This is a genomic window from Kerstersia gyiorum (assembly GCF_048595715.1).
Lineage (GTDB): Bacteria > Pseudomonadota > Gammaproteobacteria > Burkholderiales > Burkholderiaceae_B > Kerstersia > Kerstersia gyiorum.
Window position 1 is genome coordinate 2,545,248 of the sequence record NZ_CP169556.1, and the last position, 26,636, is coordinate 2,571,883.

20 protein-coding genes are annotated in these 26,636 nt (G+C 64.1%); 10 read left to right on the forward strand and 10 right to left on the reverse strand.

Translation table 11 applies throughout. The features are described 5' to 3' along the window. Window positions 1-96: 96 nt before the first annotated feature. Window positions 97-1,224 carry a hypothetical protein gene (locus tag ACEW7X_RS11155; RefSeq protein WP_415358517.1) on the forward strand — a complete coding sequence of 376 codons (1,128 nt, stop codon included), beginning with the start codon at window positions 97-99 and terminating at the stop codon, window positions 1,222-1,224. A gap of 6 nt (window positions 1,225-1,230) precedes the next feature. Here the strand turns inward: ACEW7X_RS11155 and ACEW7X_RS11160 are convergent, their stop codons facing one another. After that, window positions 1,231-1,998: a murein L,D-transpeptidase catalytic domain family protein gene (locus ACEW7X_RS11160; protein ID WP_202969536.1), complete on the reverse strand. Its 768-nt coding sequence runs from the start codon at window positions 1,996-1,998 to the stop codon at window positions 1,231-1,233. Window positions 1,999-2,333: 335 nt separating this feature from the next. Continuing rightward, the gene (locus tag ACEW7X_RS11165; protein WP_068370132.1) at window positions 2,334-3,239 is read right to left on the reverse strand and encodes a DMT family transporter; all 906 of its coding nucleotides are present in this window, start codon (window positions 3,237-3,239) and stop codon (window positions 2,334-2,336) included. Window positions 3,240-3,664: 425 nt separating this feature from the next. On the opposite strand from ACEW7X_RS11165, the gene ACEW7X_RS11170 reads away from it, so the two are divergent. The 4 genes from ACEW7X_RS11170 to fnr all read left to right on the forward strand — a co-directional run bounded on the left by ACEW7X_RS11170 (window position 3,665) and on the right by fnr (window position 7,485). Then, the gene (locus tag ACEW7X_RS11170; RefSeq protein ID WP_068370137.1) at window positions 3,665-4,126 is read left to right on the forward strand and encodes an Mth938-like domain-containing protein; all 462 of its coding nucleotides are present in this window, start codon (window positions 3,665-3,667) and stop codon (window positions 4,124-4,126) included. Beyond that, window positions 4,123-4,590: a peroxiredoxin gene (locus ACEW7X_RS11175; protein WP_068370141.1), complete on the forward strand. Its 468-nt coding sequence runs from the start codon at window positions 4,123-4,125 to the stop codon at window positions 4,588-4,590. Before ACEW7X_RS11170 ends, ACEW7X_RS11175 begins: the two co-directional genes overlap by 4 nt. Before the next feature lie 133 nt (window positions 4,591-4,723). After that, window positions 4,724-6,574 carry a PhoH family protein gene (locus ACEW7X_RS11180; RefSeq protein ID WP_130487811.1) on the forward strand — a complete coding sequence of 617 codons (1,851 nt, stop codon included), beginning with the start codon at window positions 4,724-4,726 and terminating at the stop codon, window positions 6,572-6,574. Between the two features lie 176 nt (window positions 6,575-6,750). Beyond that, window positions 6,751-7,485, forward strand: coding sequence for a fumarate/nitrate reduction transcriptional regulator Fnr (fnr, locus tag ACEW7X_RS11185; RefSeq protein WP_068370144.1), 735 nt, complete (start codon window positions 6,751-6,753; stop codon window positions 7,483-7,485). 188 nt (window positions 7,486-7,673) lie between these two features. On the opposite strand, the gene phaR is transcribed toward fnr, so the two are convergent. The 5 genes from phaR to ACEW7X_RS11210 form a co-directional block, all read right to left on the reverse strand. Next, the gene (gene phaR / locus ACEW7X_RS11190) at window positions 7,674-8,237 is read right to left on the reverse strand and encodes a polyhydroxyalkanoate synthesis repressor PhaR (RefSeq protein WP_068370146.1); all 564 of its coding nucleotides are present in this window, start codon (window positions 8,235-8,237) and stop codon (window positions 7,674-7,676) included. 61 nt (window positions 8,238-8,298) lie between these two features. Then, complete coding sequence (gene phbB, locus ACEW7X_RS11195; protein WP_068370149.1) at window positions 8,299-9,036, reverse strand: acetoacetyl-CoA reductase; 738 nt, start codon at window positions 9,034-9,036, stop codon at window positions 8,299-8,301. A 160-nt stretch (window positions 9,037-9,196) separates the two neighbouring features. Further along, on the reverse strand, window positions 9,197-10,819 hold the full coding sequence (locus tag ACEW7X_RS11200) for a PHA/PHB synthase family protein (RefSeq protein WP_134839023.1): 1,623 nt from the start codon (window positions 10,817-10,819) through the stop codon (window positions 9,197-9,199). Window positions 10,820-10,920: 101 nt separating this feature from the next. Beyond that, entirely contained in the window at window positions 10,921-11,688 is a 768-nt protein-coding gene (gene pgeF, locus ACEW7X_RS11205) for a peptidoglycan editing factor PgeF (RefSeq protein WP_253102220.1), read from the reverse strand. Beyond that, a complete protein-coding gene (locus ACEW7X_RS11210; RefSeq protein ID WP_134838643.1) occupies window positions 11,676-12,641 on the reverse strand; it encodes an RluA family pseudouridine synthase in 966 nt (321 codons plus the stop codon). The genes pgeF and ACEW7X_RS11210 overlap by 13 nt, the downstream gene beginning before the upstream one ends. 50 nt (window positions 12,642-12,691) lie before the next feature. On the opposite strand from ACEW7X_RS11210, the gene ACEW7X_RS11215 reads away from it, so the two are divergent. Then, a complete protein-coding gene (locus ACEW7X_RS11215; protein ID WP_253102223.1) occupies window positions 12,692-13,543 on the forward strand; it encodes an outer membrane protein assembly factor BamD in 852 nt (283 codons plus the stop codon). 21 nt (window positions 13,544-13,564) lie between these two features. On the opposite strand, the gene ACEW7X_RS11220 is transcribed toward ACEW7X_RS11215, so the two are convergent. Continuing rightward, complete coding sequence (locus tag ACEW7X_RS11220; RefSeq protein WP_068370157.1) at window positions 13,565-15,604, reverse strand: ATP-dependent DNA helicase; 2,040 nt, start codon at window positions 15,602-15,604, stop codon at window positions 13,565-13,567. Window positions 15,605-15,818: 214 nt separating this feature from the next. Here ACEW7X_RS11220 and ACEW7X_RS11225 point away from each other — a divergent pair, with 214 nt between their 5' ends. The 4 genes from ACEW7X_RS11225 (at window position 15,819) to ACEW7X_RS11240 (ending at window position 24,275) form a co-directional block, all read left to right on the forward strand. Next, entirely contained in the window at window positions 15,819-18,197 is a 2,379-nt protein-coding gene (locus tag ACEW7X_RS11225) for a Tex family protein (protein WP_068370161.1), read from the forward strand. Window positions 18,198-18,432: 235 nt separating this feature from the next. Then, window positions 18,433-19,653, forward strand: coding sequence for an efflux RND transporter periplasmic adaptor subunit (locus ACEW7X_RS11230; RefSeq protein ID WP_242611515.1), 1,221 nt, complete (start codon window positions 18,433-18,435; stop codon window positions 19,651-19,653). A gap of 21 nt (window positions 19,654-19,674) precedes the next feature. Further along, window positions 19,675-22,806 (forward strand): efflux RND transporter permease subunit, encoded by a 3,132-nt coding sequence (locus tag ACEW7X_RS11235; protein WP_253102225.1) that lies wholly within the window; start codon window positions 19,675-19,677, stop codon window positions 22,804-22,806. After that, a complete protein-coding gene (locus tag ACEW7X_RS11240) occupies window positions 22,806-24,275 on the forward strand; it encodes an efflux transporter outer membrane subunit (RefSeq protein ID WP_253102226.1) in 1,470 nt (489 codons plus the stop codon). The genes ACEW7X_RS11235 and ACEW7X_RS11240 overlap by 1 nt, the downstream gene beginning before the upstream one ends. 201 nt (window positions 24,276-24,476) lie before the next feature. Here the strand turns inward: ACEW7X_RS11240 and ACEW7X_RS11245 are convergent, their stop codons facing one another. After that, window positions 24,477-24,938, reverse strand: a complete 462-nt coding sequence (locus tag ACEW7X_RS11245; RefSeq protein WP_253102228.1) for a hypothetical protein — start codon at window positions 24,936-24,938, stop codon at window positions 24,477-24,479. A gap of 285 nt (window positions 24,939-25,223) precedes the next feature. After that, window positions 25,224-26,573 (reverse strand): tryptophan--tRNA ligase, encoded by a 1,350-nt coding sequence (locus ACEW7X_RS11250; protein ID WP_253102230.1) that lies wholly within the window; start codon window positions 26,571-26,573, stop codon window positions 25,224-25,226. Window positions 26,574-26,636 lie beyond the last annotated feature (63 nt).

The following is a 26,636-nucleotide window of genomic DNA, read 5'->3' on the forward strand; positions in this document are numbered from 1 at the left end:
CCGTTCTCTGCCCCAGCCTCGGTCCCGCCCTCCATTCCGTCTCGGGTTCCACCCGCCGATTTGAAGCGAAAGTCGGGGCATTTGTCGCAGCGAGGCGTGGTCCTGTCCCGCAATGCACAGCCGGTACGGCCGGTCCCGCGCTGCCAGTCCGGTGCCCAGGCCCGGTTGCGCTATCGGGTACTGCCATCGTCCGCCAGCTGGCTGCATGCGCCATCGGCGCTGGATGACTATGGTGCCGCAGGCGCTGCGGATGCCAACTCGCCCACCGATGCCGACGGCCACTGGAAAGATGCGCTGGAAGCCTTGCTGGAACCCTGCATCGCGTTCTTCTGGCCAAGCCTGCATGCCGACATTGACTGGAACCATCCGCCGGCTTTCCTCGACAAGGAACTGCGTGCCCTGGCCCCGGGCCGGCGTCGCAACCGCCGCTACCTGGACAAACTGGCGCGTGTCCAACTCAAGGGCGGTGCACAGGCGCTGATGCTGCTGCACCTGGAAATCCAGCAGCGCCTGGGCAGCCGCTTCGCGCGGCGCATGTATGGGTATTTCGCCAGGTTGCAGGAAGTCTTTCCGGACGAAACCATCCTGCAGTTCTCCATCGTCACCCGCAGCGCCAGTCAGGGCAGCGTCCTGCACTACCACTATGCACCGAAAGGTCAGGATTTTCTGAGCCTGAGCTACCGCGTGCCGGTGGTACATTTGCTGGACTGGGCCGGCCGTGAAGAGGAGCTGCGCCGCCAGGCCCCTGCCAACCCGTTTGCCATCATCGTGCTGGCCGAATTGGCAGCAGCCAGGCGCAGTACGCCGCAGGCACGTCTGGAAGACAAGAAACAGCTGGTGCGCAGCCTGTATCAATACGGCTGGCAGGCCAGGCGCATCCGCCAGCTGTTCCTGTTCATCGACGGCATCCTGGCCCTGCCCGCCAGCCTTGACGAGGCATTCTGGCAATCCCTGGCAAGTTTCGAGAAGGAGCGCAACATGGCTTACATCAGCAGTGTGGAACGGATAGGCATCCGCAAGGGGCTGGAACAGGGATTGCGGCAAGGCCTGGAACAAGGCCGCGAAGACATGGCAGGCATGTTGCGCGAGCAGCTGGAAACGCGCTTCGGCCGCCTGGATGCAGCCGACCTGGATCGTCTACAAGCGGCCGACAGCACGACATTGCGATCCTGGGCCAGGCGCCTGATCGAGGCCCGGACCCTGGACAGCATCTGGCATCAATAGCGCCATTCAGGCCAGCCAGCGCACCCTGCCGCCTACCAGGGCCGATTGATTCAGCCACTGGCGATCCGGATAAAAACTGAATAGGAAGGCGTTGTCCGCCAGCTTGTCTATCAGCGGCCGCGCCACCGCGCTGCGCACGGCTGGGCAGCCCCAACTGCGGCCCAGCCGGCCCTGGGCACGGATGATGTCCTGGCTGACGTAGGGCGCGCCATGGATGACGATGGCACGCGCATAAGCCTGGTCATTGAATCCTGGCTCCAGCCCATGCAGGCGCAGGGAATAACCATTCCGGCCTGTATAGGTCACACCGGCCTGGAACGCGCCCAGGCTGGACATATGGCTTTCGTGCACGTTGGAGAAATGCTCTGCCATGTTGTCGCCGGTCTTGCGACCATGCGCCACCCACTCCTCGAACAGCAGCGCCTTGCTTTCCAGGTCGAAGACCCAGAGGCGCTTTTGGGTGGAAGGCAGGCTGAAGTCGATCACGGCCAGCGAACGCGGCGCAGCCTGCAACAGCGATGCGCGACGCGCATTTTCCAGTGCCTGCACCGCCAGCACCAGCGCCTGCGACGACAGGCCCGGCGCCTGTGCCGACAAGGCCGCCGCCATCAAACGTGCGTCGGCGCTGGCATTGACACCCGCCAGCCGCGACAAGGCAGCCTCGTCATCACTACGCCGTGCGGCCCAGGCCGGCAGGGCCAGCACGCCCAGCATTCCCGCCATGCCGCGCAACGCAGCCCGGCGGCCCTTACCGTTGAAATCAGGCTGATTCATTGGAACCTACGCCAATCAAAATCAAGAACACAAACGGCGTACCCGCGGCCATACGGCCGCCGGACTTGCGCCACTCTCACATGCGCAGGCACCCAGCCTGCAGAGACAGGCATCACCGTGCAGCCGGCCAAGCCGGCAGTGCGGACTCACAGGAAAGAAATCCCGGCGGCCAGAGCGGCCGCATGCCATTGATCGAGTGTACTGCAAGCCGGATGCAGCAAAACCCATGAAAGGACTATGGGTATAGGGAATAGGGATTTTTTACATTCTGCGCCGGCCCACGAAACCAGCAATCATGGCCGACAGTCAGGGCCGGCCAGCCACGTCCATGAGTTTCAGTTTGCCTGGCTGACCACCAGCGCCACACCGACCACAATCAGCAGGATACCGGCCATTTCGCGGCGAGTCGGCGTCTGTGCGAAGAAACTGCGGGAAATCATCTGCGCGAACAGCACTTCCACCAGTCCCAGGGTACGCACGTTGGCAGCGCTGGTCAGCGCAAATGCCAAAAACCAGCATTGCGACGCCGCTGCGCCCAGGAAACCGCCGGGAATGGAAGGCAGCCAGGCCCGCGCACATGCCACCAGCAGACGGCGATCGAACAAGATCATCCAGGCCATCAGCAACAGCACCTGCACGCCCAGCGACCACACCAGCGCCCAGGTGGAATCCAGCACGAACGACCCTGAGCCGATCTGCAGGATGGCGCCGCGGAAGAAGATGACCGAGATGGCGAACATCGACCCCGAGAACAGCCCCTGCAAGATGGGCCGCACCGATCCGCCGCCAGCCATGGCGCCAGCGGGGATGCGCGACATCAGCACCACGCCCGCGGAAGCCAGCAGGATCGCGCCCAGGGTCAGCCAGGACAGCGGATCACCCAGCACCGCCATGCCGAACAGGGCAACCTGAATCGGTTCCGTCTTGATCCATGCCGTCACCGTGACGAATGAACGTGCTTTCATGGCCGCCAGCATGAAGGCCGTTGCAGCGATCTGCGTCACGGCACCAGCCACGATATACGCCAGGAATGCCAGGTTCACGCCGGGCAGCGGCAACCTTTCCCAGGCCAATACAACGGCCAGAAACAGCAAGGCAAAGGGAAAACCGAACAGGAAACGCACTTGGGTCGCCCCCAGCGTGCCCAGGGTACCGGTCAGGCTGCGCTGAGCGGCGTTGCGCCCGGATTGAAAAGCGGCGGCGGCAATCGTGATGGGGATCCAGAGCCAGGAGAGTTCCATATGCGTTGTGATAAAGAGGGATGGCACCGCCGAACCAGCGCGGCAGAAGCGGGAAAACGGAGTCGCGCAAAGGTGCGCCGCTCCGCCGCATGTCTCTGGCCGATCACGGCCGGAAGCATGCCGGACGCCTGGATGATACGCCCGCCGGGCAGGCCTTCCGGCCCCTAATGACACAATGTATCCAGCCATTTTCCGACCCCTTGCCGCGATCAGTCGCCCAGCCACCGCATTATCAATGCCACCACCGTCCCCGCGCTGGCGGGGCCGCGACCTGCGCTTTGACGCATGGTCACAAACCGGCGCATGGATTGCCAAACCCTGCGCCGCGTTTGCGCTATTATCAGAACAAGAATGACACCGGGCGCTGTACCGCCAAGCCATACGCTCATTCCCCGGCCTGGCGGCGCCCTTTACGGAGTCCTTGCTTGAAACTGCATTCCGATCCCGCCACATCCCTCAATACCGTCACCGCCTATGGCGACGACTACATAGAAATCAACCAGGTCCGCTACACCCATGCGGTCGTTTTCGGTCCGGAAGGCGAAATCGCGCACTGGCCGGTCGTGCGCCCGGAAGATATCGCCGCCCAGCACCTGCGCCAGGCCGCCAGGCTGGAAGACCCGGCCGCCAATCCCCTGGCCTTTCTCGACGAACCGGAACAGGACGCCGTGCCGCGGCGCTCGCCTGACTCTCCCGAAGTCCTCCTGATCGGTACCGGCATGCGCCAGCGCATGCTGGCGCACAGCCTGTTGCTGCCCCTGCTGCGCGCCGGCGTCGGCGTCGAAGTCATGGGCACCCAGGCGGCCGCCCGCACCTACAACATCCTGATGGCCGAAGGCCGGCGCGTCATCGTCGCGCTGCTTCCTACCGGAGAAACGCAATCATGAGCCAGATCCAGATCGGACACCCCGTCCCGCCATTTACCGCGGAAAGCACCATAGGCCCCATCAGCCTGTCCGAATGCGCCGGCCGTGCCGTAGCGCTGTTTTTCTACCCCAAGGACAATACCCCGGGCTGTACCACGGAAAGCTGCGACTTCCGCGACAGCTATGCGGATTTCATCAAGGCCGGCTGCCTGGTCTTCGGTGTCTCGCGCGACAGCCTGCGCTCCCATGAGAACTTCGCCGGCAAGCATGAGCTGCCCTTCCCGCTGATCTCCGATCCGGACGAAACGCTGTGCGATCTGTTCGGCGTGATCAAGATGAAGAATATGTACGGTCGCCAGGTGCGCGGCATCGAGCGCAGCACCTTCCTGATCGACGCCACCGGCAAGCTGGTGCAGGCCTGGCGCGGCGTCAAGGTGCCCGGACACATTCATGAAGTCCTGCAGGCCGCGCAAAGCATAGGTTGAGGCGGATGCCGGCCTGTGCCGGCGCCCAGCTTCCCTGCGCCAGTCCCCACACAACAAGTATCAGTGCCTCTTCTGCCAGTCCCGTCGTTTCCTGACCGTTTCCCTGTGCGCCTTTTCCCGGAGCCCACTGTTCATGCCTCTTCCCAAGCTGCCAGTCCGTCCCGCCACGATTCTCGAAGCTCCCGCCAAGGCACCGGCCTACCGGCCGTCCCCCCGCAAGGCTGAACCCGCCATTGTTCATCCGGCGATTGCCGACGAACAGGAAACCTTGGCGGCCCAGCCCGTACAGACAGTATCCACCAGCACTGCCGCACCAGCCGGCGGACGCAAGCCGGCTACGGCCAGAACACATGCAGCGCCTGCCGCCGTACCGGAAAACGCCAGCGCGGCGCCTGCGGCAAAAGCCAGGCAGCACGCGCAAGGCACCATCCCCGCGGCTGCAGCAGATGCGGCACCAGTGGCCAAGGCTGCGCCGCCCGCCACGGCACCCGGGGCACCAGCCGTGCCTGTCACGCCTGCCGCCGTCCCCGTACAGGCTGCGCCGTCAGCTGTCACGCCATCGACCACCCGCTCGCGCCGCCGCGGCCGCCACGTAGCCGACGAGCCACGCAAGCTGTTCGTGCTGGACACCAATGTGCTGCTGCACGATCCCAGCAGCCTGTTCCGCTTCCAGGAGCATGACGTCTACCTCCCCATGATGACGCTGGAGGAGCTGGACCACCACAAGAAGGGCATGTCGGAAGTGGCGCGCAATGCCCGCCAGGTGAGCCGTTCGCTGGACGCCATGATGGACGTGACCGCCGACATCACCCAAGGCATGGCGCTCAACGCGCTGGGCAACAAGGACGCCAGCGGCAAACTGCTGATCCAGACCACCTCCATGGAAGGCGCGCTGCCCCCTTCGCTGCCGGTGGCCAAGGCCGACAACCAGATCCTGGGCGTGCTCAAGGCGCTGCAGGACAGCCGCCCCGAGCAACCCGTCGTCCTGGTGTCCAAAGACGTCAACATGCGCCTGAAGGCGCGTGCCCTGGGCCTGAACGCGGAAGATTATTTCAACGACCAGGTCCTGGAAGATTCGGACCTGCTCTATACCGGCCTGCTGCAACTGCCCGAGAACTTCTGGAACAAGCACGGCAAGGACATCGAATCCTGGCAGCAGGGAGGCACGACCTACTACCGCGTCCATGGCCCGCTGTGCAGCCAGTTCACCGTCAACCAGTTCGTGTTCCTGGATGGCGCCCTGCCGCTGCATGCGCGCGTCAAGGAAGTCAGCGGCAAGACTGCCGTCCTGGCGACGCTGCGCGACCATTCGCACGGCAAGAACAATGTCTGGGGCATCACGGCACGCAACCGTGAACAGAACTTCGCCCTGAACCTGCTGATGGACCCGGACTGCGATTTCGTGTCGCTGCTGGGCCAGGCCGGTACCGGCAAGACCCTGCTGGCGCTGGCCGCCGGCCTGGCGCAGGTGCTGGAAACCAAGCGCTACACCGAGATCATCATGACGCGCATCACCGTGCCCGTGGGCGATGACATCGGTTTCCTGCCCGGCACGGAAGAAGAAAAGATGCAACCCTGGATGGGCGCGCTGGACGACAACCTGGAAGTGCTGCACTCCACCAGCGGCACCAATGGCGGTGACTGGAACCAGAATGCCACGCTGGACCTGATCCGCTCGCACATCAAGGTCAAATCGCTGAACTTCATGCGTGGCCGCACCTTCCTCAACAAGTACCTCATCATCGACGAAGCGCAGAACCTGACGCCCAAGCAGATGAAAACCCTGGTGACCCGTGCCGGCCCCGGCACCAAGGTCGTTTGCCTGGGCAACATCGCGCAGATCGACACCCCGTACCTGACCGAAGGCAGTTCCGGCCTGACCTACGTGGTGGACCGCTTCAAGGGCTGGCCCCATGCCGGCCACATCACACTGCAACGCGGCGAACGCTCGCGCCTGGCCGATTACGCCGGCGACGTTCTGTAAAGCCGCCCTGCCCCTGGCCGGCCTGCTGCCCCTGGCGTAGCTGGCCGGCCAGTTTGCATGTCCTTGCGCAAAGTCATTTACAATCCTTTAAATCATCAAGCGGAATCCGGGCTGGCCCCGGCACTGTTTGCTCGGCTGCCCCAGCTTTTCTGACCCCATCCTTATTCCTCCCAACAATGGCCAAACGAGTACTCCTACCGTCCGAAGCCGTGCACTGTTCCAGTTGCATGCTGGGCCATGTCTGCCTGCCGATAGGCATGAGTACGCATGACGTCGCCAAGCTCGATGGCCTGATCAAGGAACGGCTTCGTATCGAGAAAGGCAAGCCGCTGTACACGCTGAACGAGCCTCTCACTGCGATCTACAGCGTGCGCATCGGCACGCTCAAGACCCAGATCGAAAATGCCCAGGGACAGTTCCAGATCACAGGCTTCCACCTGCCCGGGGAAATTGTCGGCCTGGACGGCATGATCGAAGGCCACCACGTATCCACCGCCGTGGCGCTGGAAGACGCCGAAGTCTGTGTCATCCGTCTGGAAGACATGGACAATCTGGCCCGCCACCTGCCCAGCCTGCAGCAGCAGGTGTTGCGCCTGATGAGCCGTGAAATTTCGCGCTCGCACCAGATGCTGATGGCGCTGGGTTCCATGCGGGCCGAACAACGCCTCGCGGCTTTCTTGCTGAACCTTTCCACGCGCCTGTCGGCGCTGGGCTATTCCTCGACCGAGTTCGTCATGCGCATGAGCCGCGAGGAAATCGGCAACTACCTGGGCCTGACACTCGAAACCGTCAGCCGGCTGTTCTCGCGCTTTGCACGCGAGGAACTGATACGCGTCAACCAGCGTCAGGTGCAGTTGCTCGACAAGGAAAAGCTGCACAAGCTGATCGAAAAGGAAAAAGACGCGGTCTGAATCCCGTCTCAGCGGGGCTGGCGCAGCCCGCCGCCCCCAATGCCTTCGCCTATGGCGCTGCGTAGACCTGGCGCGGCCGCTGTCATTGCCGGTGCGCCAGCATTCCCCAGCCGGAGAATTGCTGGAAAAAAGGCAGCGCGAACGCTGCCTTTTCCGGTACTGCATTTTCCTGTCTGGAAGGTACGGACCTAGCGCTGCTCGTCCTTGCTCCCCGGCGGGAACGGGAAGGTGGAAAAAAGATTGCGGGCCTGATCCTGCATCTGGCCCTGCATCTGCACGAACAGGTTTTTACTCTGTTCGATATAGTTGTTCATCATGCTCTGCACCATGGGCGCCTGCACATTCATGAACTGGGCCCAGACCTCCGGACCGAACTGCTTGCCGTACAAGCCTTGCGACTGCTCGGCCATGCGTTCCTGGATTTCCATGAAGGCCTGCAGGTTCTTCTCCAGGTACGAGCCCATGATGCCTTGCATGGCGTGACCATAGAAGCGAATGATCTGCGCCAGCACGGGCGCTGAGAACATCGGCATGCCGCCGCTTTCCTCTTCGAGGATGATCTGCAGCAGGATGCTGCGCGTCAGGTCTTCGCCTGTCTTGGCATCCACCACCTGAAAAGCCTCGCTGGCGATGACCAATTGCTTGACGTCAGCCAGGGTAATGTAGGTGCTGGTTCGCGTGTCATACAGACGGCGATTGGGGTACTTCTTGATGAGGCGTTGTGCTGCCTCGGCTGGCTTGGCTTGAGTCATGGCAATCCCGATATAACATCATTTACTGCGGCGCCCTGGAAAGGCGCCGGACGGCTAGGCTCTACCCCATATGCAGACCGCCGTTGACGGAAAAATCCGCCCCGGTGGCAAAACCCGCATCGGGCGAGGCAACCCAGGACACCATGGAAGCGATCTCTTCCGGGGTTCCCAGGCGGCGCACGGGGATAGTTCCAACGATTTTTTCCAGCACGTCGGAACGTATGGCGCGCACCATTTCGGTACCGATATAGCCGGGGGAAACCGTGTTCACCGTCACCCCCTTGCTGGCCACTTCCTGGGCCAGCGCCATGGTGAATCCATGGAGGCCGGCCTTGGCCGTGGAATAGTTGGTCTGGCCAAACTGGCCCTTCTGGCCGTTGACCGAACTAATATTGATGATACGCCCCCAGCCGCTGCCTACCATATCCTCGATAACCTGCTTGGTCACGTTGAACAGGCTGTTCAGGTTGGTGTTGATGACTGCCATCCAGTCTTCGCGGCTGAGCTTGCGAAACACGCCATCACGAGTGATGCCAGCATTGTTGACCAGGACGCTGACAGGACCGAGGTCGGCACGCACTTTCTCGAACGCGGCCACGGTGGAGTCCCAATCGGCCACATTGCCGACCGATGCATGAAAGCTGAAGCCGTCGGCCTGCTGCTCATCGAGCCATTGCTGCCAGTCCCGGCTCGGGCCGCATCCTGCCACGACGATAAACCCGTCGCGCGCCAGGCGCCGGCAGATAGCAGTGCCAATGCCGCCCATGCCTCCGGTGACATACGCGATTTTCTGAGTCATTTTGTCTCTCCTCTCCTTGCGCGGCAGCTTTCCGCCCCATCAAGAGCATCTTGCCGCAAAATCGGCATTGGCGGTATCGGTACTTGCATGGCCCCGCAACGAAGCCCGGCCTGGATGCCGCACCGCCTCCTTTGTTCTGTGTCCTGCTTGTGATGTGAGCCTATTCAGCCTTGACCATCACATAGCGTCCCGGTGCAGGTTCCAGCGGTTTGTAGCGGGTATTTCCCAGTTTCTGGGGCGCACGCCGCTGGCGGCCGCCATGCGGCGCCAGCCACGCCAACCAGTCCGGCCACCAGCTGCCTGCGTGCTGCGTCGCAGCCTGCAGCCATAGGCCCGGATCGGCCGGATAATCCCCTGCTTCCAGCGTCCAGTGCTGGCGTCGACTGCCGGCAGGCGGATTGACGACACCGGCGATGTGACCGGAAGAGCCCAATACGAAGCGGGTCGGGCCGCGCAATGCCTCCAGGCTGGCATAGGCGGTCTGCCAAGGCACGATATGGTCGTCGCGCGATGCATAGACATAAGCCGGCACGTCCACCAGCCCCAGGTCCAGTGCTTCGCCGCAGACTTCCAGCGCACCGGGCACGCACAGACGGTTTTCCAGATAGGCCTGGCGGAAGTACCAGGTAAAGAACGGCCCCGGCAGGTTGGTACCGTCGGCGTTCCAGTACAGCAGATCGAAGGGCGGTGGCATATCACCCTTCAGATAGTTCGACACGAAATACGACCACACCAGCTCGCGCGGCCGCAAAAAAGCGAAAGTCGTGTTCAGCTCGGCAGCGCGCAACAGCCCGCCCTGCCCCAGTGCCGCATCGCGCAGCGCGGCATGAGCCTCGTCGACAAACACCTTCAGCACGCCAACATCGCGAAAATCCAGCATGGTGGTCAACAGGGTCAGCGCCGCCACCGGCTGCCGGCCCCGGGCCGCCGCCACTGCCAGCGCAGCGCCCAGCAAGGTGCCGCCGATACAGAAGCCCAGCGCATTGACCTGCTCCTGGCGGCTGATGTCGGCCGCGACGGCAAGCGCGCGCAATACGCCTTCTTCAACGTAATCATCCCAGCGCGCCAGGGACAGCTGTTCTGCGTCTGCGTCGTCCGGCTGTGGATTGCGCCAGGACACCATGAACACCGTATGGCCCGCCGCGACGGCATGCCGAACCAGCGAATTTTCCGGGCGCAGGTCCAGAATATAGAACTTGTTGATACAAGGCGGCACGATGACCAGCGGCCTCGCATGCACCTGCGGCGTCAGCGGCTCGTACTGGATCAACTGGAACAGCGGATTTTCATATACCACGGCCCCCGGACTCACACCCAGATTGCGGCCCAGTTCGAAAGCGCTTTCATCACTTTGCAGCATGCGGCCACGCCGCACATCGGCCAGCAGGTTTTCCATACCGCGTGCCAGGCTCGCCCCCGCGCTTTCGCTGGCGCGGCGGATGACATCCGGGTTAAGGGCAAGAAAATTGGAAGGAGCGCTGGCCTCCAGCCACTGCATCAGGCTGAATTCGAGCCGCTCGCGCATCTCGGCGGACATGTCTGCCGAACGCGCCATGCGCGTCAATGTTTGCTCGGCCAGCACATGCAAATGGGCCAGCAACAGGTGCTGCTGGCTCTCGGCCCAGGCCGGGGCACTGAAACGCCGGTCACGCAACGCTGGCAGGCTACCTGATTGCCAGGCCTGCAGCACTTGCCGATAGGCATCCATGAACTCTTGTTGCATGAGCTGCCACGCCTCGGGCGGACAGAAAACCGGTACTGAATCTGACGCTGCTGCCTTCATTCCGCCCACATCGACTCCCTATCGTCTCACTGCTTGCCCGATGTTGCCTGCGCCCGCCAGGGCTGTCAATGCGGCAGCGCAGCACGCACCTGTCGCCGGTATCAGGGCAGCCAGGCCAACGTCGCCTGCCTGCCTGTCATTCCATCACGCCGGTAGGAAAAAAACGCCTGCGTGTCGCTGAATGTACATTCGCCGCTTTGCGCCACGACTTCCACACCCGCCAAGCGCAGGCGACGCTCGGCCAGCGCGGGCAGATTGGCCAGCCATTTGCCCGGCGTGCCGGGACGGGGCTGGAAGGCATCGGCAGCCACGGCATCCACCGACACGAAGGCGTGCCGCACTTCTTCGCCCACTTCAAACACCGCCGGCCCTATCGCCGGGCCGATCCAGGCGCGCCAGCCCACCGGGTCCGGACATTTCTGCCGCAGCGCTGCCAATGTGGCCTCCAGCACGCCACCGGCCAGGCCACGCCAGCCCGCATGCGCTGCCCCCAGCGCCTTGCCATGCGCCTCGGCAATGACGACAGGCAGGCAATCTGCCGTAAGAATCGCCAGGACACGGCGGGCCTGGGTCGTTACCGCGGCGTCAGCCTCAGGTTCCGCCGTGCCCGGTTGCGCATCGGCGTCGGCATCATGCACGTGTATTCCGTGCACCTGACGCAGCCATACCGGCGCTCCCGGCAGCGCAGCTGCCAGGCGATTGCGGTTGCGCGCCACGGCCTGGGCATCATCGCCCGCCGCCGCACCCAGGTTAAGGCTGTCAAAAGGCGCAACACTGCTGCCCCCCTGGCGCGTGGTCGTGAACGCTGCAGCGCCCAGCCAATCCGGCGCTGTCACTACCGGCAAACCCGCCCGGTCTACTCGTCCCATTCGATTGTCTCCCTGACTTGCTGCATATCGGCAGGCACCGGCGCCTGCCATTGGCATAGCCCATGCCCTGCCGGGTCTTCGAAGCGCAACGCGCGCGCATGCAACATCTGCCGCTGCGCGCCCCCTACAGTGCGGCCGCCATAAATTTCATCGGCCAGCAAGGGATGCCCCAGGCTGGCGAGGTGGACACGGATCTGGTGCGTGCGGCCCGTTTCCAGCCGACATACCACTTCCGTGACCGGCAGCGCTTCCACCTTGCCACGCGCCACAACGGAATAATGTGTCACGGCGGGCTTGGGCGCCACGGGACTGTCCACCGCCATGCGGACCGGCACCCGCCGGTCGCGGCCGATCGCTCGGTCCACGGTACCGTCACGCGCCACCCAGCCATGCGCCAGCGCCATGTATTCGCGCCCCATAGTTCGCGCCTGCAGTTGCCGCACCAGGTGCGTCTGCGCCAGTTCATTGCGCGCCACAACCAAGAGGCCCGAGGTATCCTTGTCCAGACGATGCACGATGCCGGCGCGCGCCACGCCAGCCAGCTCCGGGTAACGGTACAACAAACCATTGAGCAGCGTGCCCTGCCAGTTGCCCGCGCCGGGGTGCGTCACCAGTCCTGCGGGCTTGTTGACGACAATCCAGTCCGGGCTGTCGGCAATCACCTCGAAAGCCACGTCCTGCGGCTCGAAGGCCCGGTCTTCCGGCGCAGGCTGGGGCACGACGTTCAGGACATCGCCGGGATAGACGGTGGTCCGCACCTTCGCCGGCGCCGCGCTATCATTGATATGCACCGCGCCCGCTTCGATCCAGGCCTGCAGGCGTGCCCGCGAATGTCCGTCGAGCAGCGCGGCCAGCACCTTGTCGAGCCGGTCGGCACGGAACGATTCCGGCACAACCAACTCCAAAGCGTCATCTTCCGACAAAGAAACCGGGCTATCAGTACGTTCAGGCATGGCGTCGATCTTATAATCAGCCCGGAATGCTAACACCAAGGATATCTTCCGTGATCAGCCAGATTGCCATTTCCTTCCGCCGTCGCGGCTCGTTCAGCCGCTCCGTGCTGCTGCCCGTCGTCCTGGGCTCCGCTGTGCTGCTGTCCGCTTGCGGCACCGCTGGCCGCGAACGCGACATCACCGCCACCTGGACGGCGGAACAGCTTTATCAGGACGCCAAGGCGGAGGTTGACTCGGGCAACTGGACCGCCGCCCGCAACCGTCTCGTCACGCTGGAAAGCCGCTACCCCTTCGGCGTCTACGCACAGCAGGCGCTGATCGACCTTGCCTACGTGAACTGGCGCGACAGCGAGCCCGACCAGGCGCTGGCCACGATCGACCGCTTCCAGCAACAGTATCCCAACCACCCCGGCACGGATTACATGCTGTACCTGAAAGGCCTGATCAGCTTCACGCCGCCCAGCGCCTTCATGGCCAACCTGACCGGCCAGGACCCTTCCGAGCGCGACCCCAAGGGCCTGCGCCAGTCCTATGATTCCTTCAATGAGCTGATCGCGCGCTACCCGGACAGCAAATATGCCCAGGAAGCCCGTGACCGCATGGCATGGCTGGTCAACACCATCGCCATGAACGAAGTGCACGTCGCCCGCTATTACTACGAACGTGACGCCTATCTGGCAGCCATCAACCGCGCCCAGGCGGTGATTACCGACTTCGAAGGCGTCCCGGCCACGGAAGAGGCCCTCAAGCTGATGGTGCTGGCCTACGACAAGCTGGGCCAGACCGACCTGCGCGACGACACTCACCGCGTCCTGCTGGCGAACTTCCCCAACGCCACGCTGGTCATGAACAGCGACTACGACGACAAACCGTCATGGTGGAATCCGGTCGGCTGGTTCTGACCTGACCTGGGCGCCGGCCGATCATTCCTGGCCGGCGCGTTTCCCCGCGGGATCCGCATCCGGCACCTCCACAGCGCGGCGTTCGCGGAAAAAAGCCTTGACGTCTTCGACGTTGCGTGTCCGGGCAAAAGGCGGCAGACCGCGCCACAGGCGCTTGCCATAGGGCTTGTCCACGAGCCGGCTGTCCGCCACCATCAACACCCCCCAATCTGACTCGGTACGAATCAGCCGTCCCGCGCCCTGCTTGAGCGCGATTGCCGCCTCGGGCAGCTGATATTCGCCAAACGGATTGCCGCCGCGCTCGCGGCAAGCCCGCACCCGCGCCTCGACCACCGGGTCGTCCGGCGGCGCGAAAGGTAGTTTGTCGATTGCCACCAGCCGCAGCGCATCGCCGGGCACGTCTACCCCTTCCCAGAACGTAGCGCTGCCCACCAACACGGCATGGGGCTCCTTGCGGAAACGTTCCAGCAACTCGCCGCGAGCCCCCTGCCCCTGGCGCATCAGCGGCCAGTCCCAGCCACGATCGTCATACACAACTTCCAGCGCCTGGGCGATGCGTTCCACCGCCCTCAGCGTCGTGCACAGCACCAACGCGCCACCTTCGCTAGCCGCCAGGACGTCCGCCAACATATCCACGAAAGCCTGGGTAAAACGCGGCGATTGCGGTTCGGGCAGCGAACGCGGTACGAACAGCAGGCCCTGCGCGGCGTAATCGAACGGTGACTCCCAATAACCGATCTCCGCGCCGGACAGGCCCAGTTGGTCGATGAAATGGGCAAAATCGCCCCAGACTGACAGCGTGGCCGAGGTCATGACCCAGGCCTGGCCCGGCACCCGGCAGCGCGAAAAAGTTTCGCTCACCGACAGTGGTGCACGCTGGATGCGCAGGTGATGCGCACCCAGTTCCACCCAGCGTACTGCCCCGGCGGCAGGCGCCGGCACGGCTGGAGCGCCTTCGGCCGCCGGGACGGCTTTGCCCTGCCAGCGCTCCAGCCGCGCCAGGATGCCCTGCACCGTCCGCTGCGCGGCCGCCAAATCGGGATGGCGTTCGGCACAGGCCTTGAGCACGGCTTCCATTTGCTCCAGCGCGGCGCAAACCTGCTCCAGGCGCGCGCCGAAATCTTCGATACCGAAGCGGGCCAGGCTTTCCAGCGTGGCCTTGCGGCCCGGCGCCTGCTCCAGCGGCGCACACCCCAGCCGCCATTCACGCACCGCCGTTTCCAGCGCTCCGCACAGTTCTGCCCAGTGACAGGACTCCCGCGCCTGTGCCAGGCCCACGGCCTGGACCTGACGCGACAGGTCCAGCAACTGGTGCGTGGAAAGGCTGTCGCCCAGAAAACGTGTCGCCGTATCGGGCAACTGATGCGCTTCGTCGAAAATCACTGCCGAAGCCTCAGGCAGCAGATCCGTCACCCCTTCCTCGCGCAGTGCCAGGTCCGCCATGAACAAGGCATGGTTGACCACAACAATGTCGGCCTCCTGGGCCTGCCGGCGCGCCTTGATCACGAAACAGTCCCGCACATTCGGGCACTCCTGGCCAAGGCAATTATCATGGGTGGAGGTAACCCGCTGCCAGATTTCCGCGGTTTCCGGCACTGTTGCGAGCTCGGCGCGATCGCCCGTCTGGCTTTCGTTCGCAAACACGCGAATACGCCGCAGCTGAGCCACTTCGGAGCGAGAACGCAGGCCGCGGTCATCCTGTTCCAGATTAGCCAGGTGATAGTGGCAGACATAGTTGCCCCGCCCCTTGAGCAGGGCCACGGTGGCCGGCACGGCCAGCGCCGCCCGGACGCGCGGCAGATCGCGCTTGAACAGTTGGTCCTGCAGCGTGCGCGTGCCCGTGGAGATCAGCACCTTGCCGCCCGCCAGCAGCGCGGGCACCAGATAGGCCCAGGTCTTGCCCGTGCCCGTGCCCGCCTCGGCGACCAGCGTCGAGCCGCTGCTCAATGTCCGTGCGATGGCGCGCGCCAACTCCACTTGCGCCACGCGCGGGCGGAACCCCGGCACGCGAGCCAGCGCCCCATCCTCGGCGAACTGCGCCGCCACCTGTGTTTCCAGCATGAACCTTCCGTATGAATCGCAGCGCCAGCGCGCCACCCGCGCACGCCTGGGCCAGGCCAGCCTGCCCCGATATCAGGGGCGGACAGGCCGGATTAACCCGGGACAGCGCAAACCAATGCAAGATCATAGCGCCTGGCGGACGGTCATCCCTGGCACTTATGGCAAAATCGGCCACTTGTCCTGTTGATTCATCCTGTAGATTACCTGGTACTCCATGTCTGAAACGACCGCCACTTACGTTGCCGAATCGCCCGAACTGGCCCAGCAGCGCATCGTTGCCCAGCTTGCCACCGAGCTGTCCGTCCGCGCCGCCCAAGTGGCCGCCGCGATCGGCCTGCTCGATGACGGCGCCACCGTTCCCTTTATTGCCCGCTACCGCAAGGAAGTGACCGGCGGCCTGGACGACACCGTGCTGCGCAATCTCGAAGTGCGCCTGTCCTACCTGCGCGAACTTGAAGACCGCCGCAGCGCCATCCTGGCGTCCATCCACGAACAGGGCAAGCTGACCGAAACCCTGCGCCAGGAAATCTCGCAGGCCGACACCAAGCAGCGCCTGGAAGACCTGTACGCCCCCTACAAGCCGAAGCGCCGTACCCGGGCCCAGATCGCCCGCGAAGCCGGGCTGGACGCGCTGGTCGATGCCATCCTCGCCGACGCCAAGGCCGATCCGGCAGTGCTGGCGGAAAACCATCTCAATGCAGAAGCCGGTTTTGCCGACGCCAAGGCAGCGCTGGACGGCGCACGCGACATCCTCGCCGAGCGCTATGCCGAGGATGCCGACCTGCTGGCTAGTTTGCGCGATTTCGTCTGGCGCTCCGGCCTGCTCTACGCCAAGGTCGTGGAAGGCAAGGAAGCCGAAGGCGCCAACTTCCGCGACTGGTTCGATTTCAATGAAGCGCTGCGCAGCCTGCCTTCGCACCGTATCCTGGCGCTCCTGCGTGGCCGCCAGCAGGGTGTGCTGGACTTGCGCGTGGGCCTGGAAGCCGAGCAGGAAGCCCTGCTGCCGCACCCCTGCGTATCGCGCATTGCCCGTCATTTCGGCTGGAACGACAGCCTATACGCCGCCGACGCGACGGCGCACGAACGCTGGATCGGCGAAGTCTGCCGCTGGACCTGGCGCGTCAAGCTCCTGACCGCATTCGAAAGCGAAATGCTGACCCGTCTGCGCGAGGACGCCGAAGCCGAGGCCATCCGCGTGTTCGCCGCCAACCTCAAGGACCTGCTGCTGGCCGCGCCCGCCGGCCCCAAGTCCGTGCTCGGCCTGGACCCCGGCATCCGTACCGGCGTCAAGGTCGCAGCCATCGACCGCACCGGCAAACTGCTCGACACCGCAACGGTCTACCCGTTCGAACCGCGCCGTGACCGGGAAGGCGCCTTGCGTACACTTGCCATGCTGGCCGCGCGCCATGGCATCGAACTGGTTGCCATCGGCAATGGCACCGCCTCGCGTGAAACGGAAAAACTCGTGGCCGACCTGATGGCTCGCCATCCCGAACTGGGCCTGACCCGCGTCGTCGTCTCGGAAGCTGGCGCCTCGGTCTACTCCGCTTCGGAACTGGCGGCGCAGGAATTCCCCGACCTGGATGTCAGCCTGCGCGGCGCCGCCTCGATTGCGCGCCGCCTGCAGGACCCGCTGGCCGAGCTCGTCAAGATAGACCCCAAGGCCATCGGCGTCGGGCAATACCAGCATGACGTGAACCAACGTGAATTGGCCCGTTCGCTAGACGCCGTCGTGGAAGACTGCGTAAACGCGGTCGGCGTGGACGTGAACACCGCATCGGCCGCCCTGCTGACCCGCGTCTCCGGACTCAGTTCGCTAGTCGCGCGCAACATCGTCGCCTACCGCGACCAGCACGGCCCCTTCCCGGAACGCAGCAAACTCAAGGACGTGCCCCGCTTCGGCGACAAGGCCTTCGAACAGGCGGCAGGCTTTCTGCGCATTCCCAACGGCCACAACCCGCTGGATGCGTCCTCGGTGCACCCCGAGGCCTACCCTGTCGTGGCGCGCATCCTGGACAAGATCAAGGCTGACGTGCGCCAGGTCATCGGCCAGCGGGAGGCCCTCAAGGGGCTTTCGCCCAGCGAATTCACCGATGATCGCTTCGGCCTGCCCACGGTGCGTGACATTTTCTCCGAGCTGGAGAAACCTGGCCGCGACCCGCGCCCTGAATTCAAGACGGCGCAGTTCAAGGAAGGCGTGGAAACCCTGAACGACCTGCTTCCGGGCATGGTGCTGGAAGGCGTGATCACCAACGTCGCGAACTTCGGCGCCTTCGTGGACATTGGCGTGCACCAGGATGGGCTGGTACACATTTCCGCGCTTTCGGAAAAATTCGTCAAGGACCCGCGCGACGTGGTTCGCGTCGGTCAGACCGTGACGGTCAAGGTACTGGAAGTGGATGCGGCTCGCAAACGCGTGGCCCTGACCATGCGCCTGAACGACGATGCGCTGCCGGCGGCCCGCCGCAGCGGTGATGCCCCCGCCAGCCGGCGCGGCAACAACGGCAATGGCGGGCAAGGCGGCAAGGGCCGGGGCGAGACGGCGCCCTTCAACAACGCCATGGCAGCTGCCCTGGCCAAGCTGAAGCGCTAGCCCAGCTTCAGGCGCCCTGCCTTGCTTTCGGCCCCTGCCGCCAGCCGCTCCGGTTTGGCGGTGGGGGCCGTTCTCCATGCCGGTACGCCGACAATACCGGCAGGTAAATTTGTCGGCCCCGCTCCGGGTGCCGTTCCATCCAAGTTCCGGCCTTTCCCCGTCCTGCCTGCGCCTGCATCCAAATTTCCTACACATTCCCGGGTTAGAGTAACGTTCCCAGCGCTCAAAGGTTTTCATGATGTCCGCACGTCCGTCTTCCGGTTCTGCCCGCTCCGTTTCCTGGTCAGGCCTGCGCCCCCTGCTGTTACCCATGTTGTTGGCAATGGCGCTGGCTGCCTGCACCAAGGAGCAGCAGGCCCCGACGGCCACCGGCCCCGCCGAAGTCATCGTGCAATCGGTCGTCGCGCAACCGCTGGCCATGAACCAGCGGCTGCCTGGCCGGACAGTGGCTTACATGATTTCCGATGTGCGCCCGCAAGTCAGCGGCATCCTGCAAAAACGGCTTTTCACCGAAGGGCAGCAGGTCAAGGCAGGCGAAGTGCTCTACCAGATCGACCCGGCCACCTACCAGGCCGCATTCGACAGCGCCAAGGCCAACCTGGCGCAGGCTGAGGCCGCCGTGCTCGCCGCCCGACCCAAGGCCCAGCGCTATGCCAACCTGTTGAAACTCGATGCGGTCAGCCGCCAGGCGGCCGACGAGGCCCAGGCCACCCTGCGCCAGAACGAAGCGGCGGTATTGGCAGCCCGAGCGGCGCTGCAGACGGCGCGCATCAACCTGGACTACACCCGCATCACGGCGCCGATTTCCGGCGTGGTGGGCACATCCGCCTATACCCCTGGCGCCCTGGTCACCGGCAACCAGGAAGCGCCGCTGACCACCATTCGGCAGCTGGACCCGATCTATGTCGATGTGGCGCTCTCCAGCGCCCAGTTGCTGTCGCTGCGCAAACGCATGAGCAGCGGCGACCTGAAATCGGCAGGCGAAGCCATAGACGTGCGCCTGCTGCTGGAAGATGGCAGCACCTACGACCACAGCGGCTCGCTGGCCTTCATCGGCACCTCGGTAGGCACCGACACCGGCGACGTGCTGTTGCGCGCGCTCTTCCCCAATCCCGACGGCCTACTGCTGCCCGGCATGTATGTGCGTGCCGAACTGCCGATGGCGATCAACGACAACGCCATTCTCGTGCCCCAGACCGCCATCACGCGCAATACCCGCGGCGAAGCCACGGTACAGCTGGTCGACGACGGCAACAAGCTCGCGCAACGCGTCGTCGAGCTGGGCGACGCCATCGGCGACCAATGGGTAGTGCTGTCCGGCATCCAGGCCGGTGATCGCCTGGTCACGGCCGGCGGCAGCCGCCTGAAACCCGGCGCAGACGTCAATCCCGTCAACCAGGAAGCCAGCGCCGAGACCGCGCCCATGTCCCCGGTTGCCGCTTCCGCCGCCCGATAAGCCCGCGAGGAGCCTGACGCCGTGTCCCGTTTCTTCATCGACCGTCCCATCTTCGCCTGGGTCATCGCCATCGTCATCATGCTGGCCGGCATTCTGTCGATCAAGCTGTTGCCGCTGGAGCAATACCCTGATATCGCTCCCCCTTCCGTTTCCATACGCGCCACCTACAACGGCGCATCGGCGGAAACGGTGGAAAACTCGGTCACCCAGGTCATCGAGCAGCAGATGACGGGGCTGGACAACCTGATGTACATGTCCTCGACCAGCAGCTCGTCGGGCACATCGCAAATCTCGCTCACCTTCGAATCGGGCACCAACCCGGATACCGCACAGGTCCAGGTCCAGAACAAGCTCAAGCAGGCCGAGCGCATGCTGCCCGAGCCGGTGCAGGACACAGGTGTGACGGTCACCAAGTCGTCGGGCAACATATTCATGGTGCTGGCCTTCACGTCCGAAGATGACAGCATGAACCGCACCGACATCGCCGACTACATGGCGGCGACGCTGCAGGACCCCATCGGCCGTGTGAACGGCGTGGGCAACGTGCAGGTGATGGGGTCCAAATACTCCATGCGCATCTGGCTCGACCCCGACAAGCTGCGCACCTACACGCTCATGCCTTCGGATGTCTCCAATGCCATCCAGGCGCAGAACAATGACGTGTCCTCGGGCGCGCTGGGCGCCCTGCCTTCCATCGACGGCCAGCGCCTCAATGCCACCATCAGTTCGCGCAGCCGCCTGCAAACGCCCGAGCAGTTCGAACGCATCATCCTCAAGTCCTCCCCGAACGGCAGCGTGGTCTACCTGTCGGACGTCGCCACGGTGGAACTGGGCAGCGAAAGCTACGCCATCAGCAGCCAGTTCAACGGCAGGGTATCCGCCGGGCTGGGCATAGAACTGGCCAGCGACGCCAACGCGCTGGATGTCTCCAAGGCGGTCAAGGAAAAACTGGCGCAGCTTGCCGAATTCTTCCCGCCCGGCCTGACCTACCAGGTGGCCTACGACACCACGCCTTTTGTGCAGATATCCATCCAGGAGGTCGTCAAGACCCTGATCGAAGCCATCGTCCTGGTGGTGCTGATCATGTACCTGTTCCTGCAGAACTGGCGCGCCACGCTGATACCGGCGATCGCCGTTCCCATCGTACTGCTCGGGACCTTCGGCGTGCTGGCGGCACTGGGTTATTCCATCAATACCCTGAGCATGTTCGGCATGGTGCTGGCCATCGGCCTACTGGTGGACGACGCCATCGTGGTGGTGGAAAACGTAGAACGCGTGATGGTCACCGAAGGCCTGTCACCGCGCGAAGCCACGCGTAAATCCATGGGGCAGATCACCGGCGCGCTGGTCGGCATCGCGCTGGTCCTGACGGCGGTGTTCCTGCCCATGGCGTTTTTCGGCGGCTCCACCGGCATGATCTATCGCCAGTTCTCTGTCACCATCGCGGCCTCCATGATTCTCTCCGTGCTGGTCGCCATGACGCTGACGCCCGCACTCTGCGCCAGCTTCCTCAAGCCGCTTTCCGCCGGCGGCCATGCCAGCCCGCGTGGCCCGCTGGGACGCTTTTTCAGCTGGTTCAACCATGCCTTCGACCGCAGCGCCACGCGCTATCAGCACGGCGTGCAACGAGTCGTCACACATCGTCTGGCCTCGCTGCTGGTCTATGCGCTGCTGATCGCCGCCATGGCCTTGCTGTTCTGGCGCCTGCCCACTTCCTTCCTGCCTGAGGAAGACCAGGGCATCCTGATGGTGCAGGTCAAGCTGACCCCGGGCACCACCCAGGAAGTCACCGTGGACACCATGGGCCAGTTGACCGACTACGCGCTAAGCCAACCTGAAATCCAGTCCGTCATGGCCATTTCCGGCTTCAGTTTCAGCGGCAACGGCCAGAACGTCGGCATGGCTTTCGTCAAACTCAAGGACTGGTCGAAACGCAAGGCCAACGCCCAGGAAGTCGGCCGGCGCATTTCCAGCGAAATGGCAAAGATCAAGGATGCCCAGATCTTCGCCATGGCGCCCTCGGGCATCCCCGGCATGGGCCGCAGCGCCGGCTTCACGCTGCAATTGCAGGACCTGGGCGGCCTCGGGCATGAAGCCCTGGTCGCCGCCAAGGACGAATTGCTGCGCCTGGCTGCCGACAACCCCCAGCTGATCAACGTACGGTACGGTGGCCAGGAGGACTCCCCCTCCTTTGACATCAAGATCGACGATGCACGCGCCGCCGCGCTGGATGTCTCGCTGGGCGACATCAACAATACCCTGTCCATCGCCATGGGCGGCTCCTACGTCAACGACTTCATCAACCGGGGCCGCATCAAGAAGGTCTACGTCCAGGGGCAGGCGGAAGCCCGCATGCTGCCGCAGGACATCAACCGCTGGTGGGTGCGCAACGGCAATGGCGAAATGGTTTCCTTCGCCGCCTTCGCCACCAATGGCTGGAGCCAGGCGCCAGCCGCCCTGGCACGCTTCAATGGCTCGTCCTCGCTGGAAATCACTGGCGAACCGGCGCCCGGCGTCAGCTCCGGCACAGCCATGACCGAAATCGCAAGCCTGGTCACGCAGTTGCCGGCCGGCATTGGCTATGCCTGGTCCGGCCTGTCCTACCAGGAACAGATTTCCGGCGCCCAGGCGCCACTGCTCTATGCCGTGTCGCTGCTGTTCGTCTTCCTGTGCCTGGCGGCGCTGTACGAAAGCTGGTCCATTCCGTTCTCGGTCATGCTGGCTGTTCCCATCGGCATCGTAGGCGCGCTGCTGCTGACATACACACGCGGCCTGGCCAACGATGTCTACTTCCAGGTCGGTCTGCTGGCCACCGTAGGGCTGGCGGCGAAAAACGGCATTCTGATCGTGGAATTCGCGCGCGACCTCGAAAACCGCGGCATGACGCTGCTGGATGCCACCCTGCATGCCGCGCGCATGCGTTTGCGGCCCATCATCATGACGTCGCTGGCGTTCCTGCTGGGTGTCTTCCCGCTGGTCATCAGCTCAGGCGCGGGTGCCGGTGGCCGCCACTCCCTGGGGACCGGCGTCTTTGGCGGTACGCTGGTTTCGACCTTGCTGGGTATTTTCTTCGTGCCGCTTTTCTATGTCATCGTGCGCAGCCTGCTGCCAGGGCGCAAGCATGTCACACGCCATGACGAGGATCCAAGCTGATGTTCCTGTCACACCTTGCTTCGCGCCGTCTGGGGCTGGCCGCCCTGGCCATTGCCCTTGGCGGCTGCTCCACCCTGGCGCCCGATTATGAACGCCCGCCGCTGCCCGTCCCCGCCAGCCTGGATGGCGCCAGCCCGGACACGACAGCCGTAACCTATATGCCGGCCGCCTGGCGCGCCGTGTTCGTCGACCAGCAATTGCGCGAGGTCATGGAACTCGCGCTTGCCAACAACCGCGATCTGCGCGTGGCCCTGCTCAATATCGAGAAGGCGCGGGCGCAATACCGCATCCAGCGCGCCGACAGCTGGCCCTCGGTCAATCTGAACGGCCAGCACAGCGCGTCGCGCAGCGTCATTAGCGAAGATGCCACCCAGGTCAACCGCAGCAGCTCGTTGCAGGCAGGCCTGAGCAGTTGGGAACTGGACCTCTTCGGACGGCTGCGCAGCCTCAACCAGCAGGCGCTGGAAACCTATCTGGAGACAGAGCAGACCCAGCGCAGCACGCAGCTCAGCCTGTTGTCGGAAACCGCCAGCGCCTGGCTGGAGATTGCCGCCAGCCAGCAGCGCCTGGCCGTGGCCCGGGATACCCTGGCCAGCCAGCAGCGCACGCTGGCGCTGACCCGCGCCATGCACGACGAAGGCGTAGTGTCCAGCGTCGACCTGGCCTCGGTGCAGGCCAGTGTAGAGAGCGCCCGGGTCGACGTCTCGGCCTATGAAACAGACCTGGCACAAGCACGCAACGCACTCGACCTGCTGGCCGGCACCGCCGTCCCCGACAGGCTGCTGCCAGACGCCAGCCTGGATGCCATGCAGGCGTCCGTCATCCTGAGCGAACTGCCGGCTGGGCTACCGTCCAGCGTGCTGTTACTGCGTCCTGACGTCCAGGCCGCCGAACACGCGCTGCTCGCTGCGAACGCGAATATCGGCGCCGCGCGCGCGGCGTTTTTCCCCCGCATTTCCCTCACAGCCGGAGCCGGCATCGGCAGCCAGAGCCTGTCGGATCTGTTCGATGGCGGCGGACACCGCATCTGGTCATTCGCGCCCAGCATTACCCTGCCCATCTTCAATGCCGGGGCACTGCGTGCGGAACTGGATGTCGCGACGCTCAGCCGCGACATCAACATCGCCCAGTACGAGCGCGCCATCCAGACCGCCTTCAGGGAAACGGCCGATGCGCTGGCGGTACGCGCACGGATTGCAGAACGTCTCGATGCCCAGCAGGCGCTGGTTGCCGCGACCCAGCGCAGCTATGACCTTGCCGATGCACGCTATCGCAATGGCGTGGACAGCTACCTGGAAACGCTGACTGCGCAACGCAGCCTTTATGCCGCGCGCCAAAGCCTGATCAGCCTGCGGCTGGAAGAAGCCATCAACCGCATCACCCTGTTCAAGGTACTGGGCGGAGATGCCAGCAACGAAGCGGCGCCGGTCGCTGCATCAGCAGGCACTGCCTCCGCACTTGCCCCCTGATCCTGGCGCCCTGGCCCGGGCAGGCGAACGCAGGCAGCGCACAGCCTGCCGGCCAGTCAGGCGCGGCATAAACGACCACACCTGAACGACCCGGCCCAGCGTGAGGCGATGTCATGCAGACAGGGGGGCGTGTCCGTGCGCACGTGGTGTGTGAGGACCTGCGTGAAAATGATGCATGTGGTGGGTGCAGCGCAGCCCGTGTTACTCGAGCTCGGCCCGGTTGAGGACTGCGCCGCCCTGCGCCTTCAGGCTCGAAGCCAGCCTGAGAGTGCTGGCCGCATGGATATGACAAGCGTCTGCAGCACCGAACTCACGCAGCGCGCCGTTAATATAGACGGAAAAATACTCGTCACTACCCACGCCCAGGTGCTGAGCGACCACCTGGGCCGTCCCGCCAATCAGGGCCGCATCGCCAGCCTCCAGGCCTTCGATGGCGCAATTGCTGGCAATGAGATTCGCCAGTGCCAGCCCATGCAGGGCTGGTACTGACGCCATTTCGGCGATCGCGCTATCCGGCGGCGTCTGAATCAGGGGCAAGGCCTTGGATCCAGCCGGCTGCGCTGCCGCCGCAGACAGGCTGGCCACGGCGGCCAGGAATGCCACAACGGTGTGCGCAACACGCGGGCGGCGCAAATCGAAACGAAAACATTCAGGAAAAGTCATGGGCGATCTGCCGGATATTCATTCGCAGGAACATTCATTTTCTGCATAGGTCTTTTCCTGCATAGACCCTTGGACGAATAGGCCTTTTTGCGGGAGCAGCCTGAGAGAAACACGCACAGGCGCGTCCCGCCGCCCGTTCTGCGCAGAGCCGGCCCGCCGGCAAGACGCTGCGCACAGCCTGTCGCCACTCCTGCTGCCATATCAACTGTCCAAGCGGTGCAAGAAGCGTGTCATGCCGCCCATTCTGGACGGGGGCATGTTCACGTCAAGCTAGCCAGCTGGCCCTCAGGCCTGTTTCAGGACTTCCAGTTCCCAGCGCAGGCGTTCATCGAAGCCCGCTACGTCCTGGCTGCCGGTCGCCAGCAATGCACCATCCAGCGACACCACCCAGGCCCCGTCGGTAAATGCGATGGACACGCTATCCGGCTCGGCCACCAGGCGCCGCGTGACCGCGCCGATATCCTTGGGATTGGCGAAAACACGCGACAGCAGCAGTTCATCGCCGTTGCCGCTCAGCAAACGAAAACGAAACGCACCGTCATCATCGCGGAAACTCACAAAGCGTGGCGGCTTCGGCAGGGTCGCGCTTTCTTCCTTGTTCGCGGCTGGCGCAACCGAGGTTTTCAGGCTGCGCAGGCCGACCGCCGCACGCAGGGTCTCCAATGCCGGAATGGATTCCTGGCGCGCCTTGCGCGCGCCAGCCAGCAGGATGTCCTCGATGTCGTCCGGACGGGCGATCAGAGATTCATAGCGCTCGCGCATCGGCGCCAGCATGCGTTCCAGCAAGGCCAGGAACGCCTTCTTGGCATCGCCCCAGCCCATGCCATCCAACAGCTGCTGGCGGAACACTGCCGTTTCCTCGGCACTGCCGAAGGCACGGTAGAGCGTGAACAGATGCGATGCATCCGGGTCCTTGGCTTCCCCCGGCTCGCGCGAATCGGTGACGATGCGCATGACGGCATCCTGCAACGCGCGCGCGCCGCCGGCGAACAACGGAATCGTGTTGTCGTAGCTCTTGGACATCTTGCGGCCATCCAGGCCCGGCAGGGTCGCAACTTCTTCGGCGATCTCCACCGAAGGCAATACGAACAGGTCCTTACCCTGACCGTACAGATGGTTGAAACGCTGAGCAATATCGCGTGCCATTTCCAGGTGCTGGATCTGGTCGCGTCCCACCGGCACACGGTGGGCATTGAACATCAGAATATCGGCCGCCATCAGCACCGGATAGGAGAACAGGCCCATGGTGATGCCATCGTCAGCCTCGGCCTCACGCGCCAGGTTCTGGTCCACGGCAGCCTTGTAGGCATGCGCACGGTTCATCAGGCCCTTGGACGTCACGCAGGTCAGCAGCCAGGACAGTTCCGGGATTTCCGGAATGTCGGACTGGCGATAGAAAGTGACGCGCTCGGTATCCAGCCCTGCCGCCAGCCAGGTCGCCGCAATTTCCAGGCGTGAACGCGCAATGCGCTCGGGGTCGTCGCACTTGATCAGTGCGTGGAAATCGGCCAGGAAGAAGTAGGCATCGACATCCGGTTCCGTGCTGGCGTTGATCGCCGGGCGGATGGCACCCGCATAATTGCCCAGATGGGGAATGCCGGTGGTGGTAATGCCTGTCAGTACACGCGTAGTCATGGTATCGGTAAAAAGCAAGGCTGGACGGAACCGCGCCACGCCATCCAGGCGCAACACGGCTTA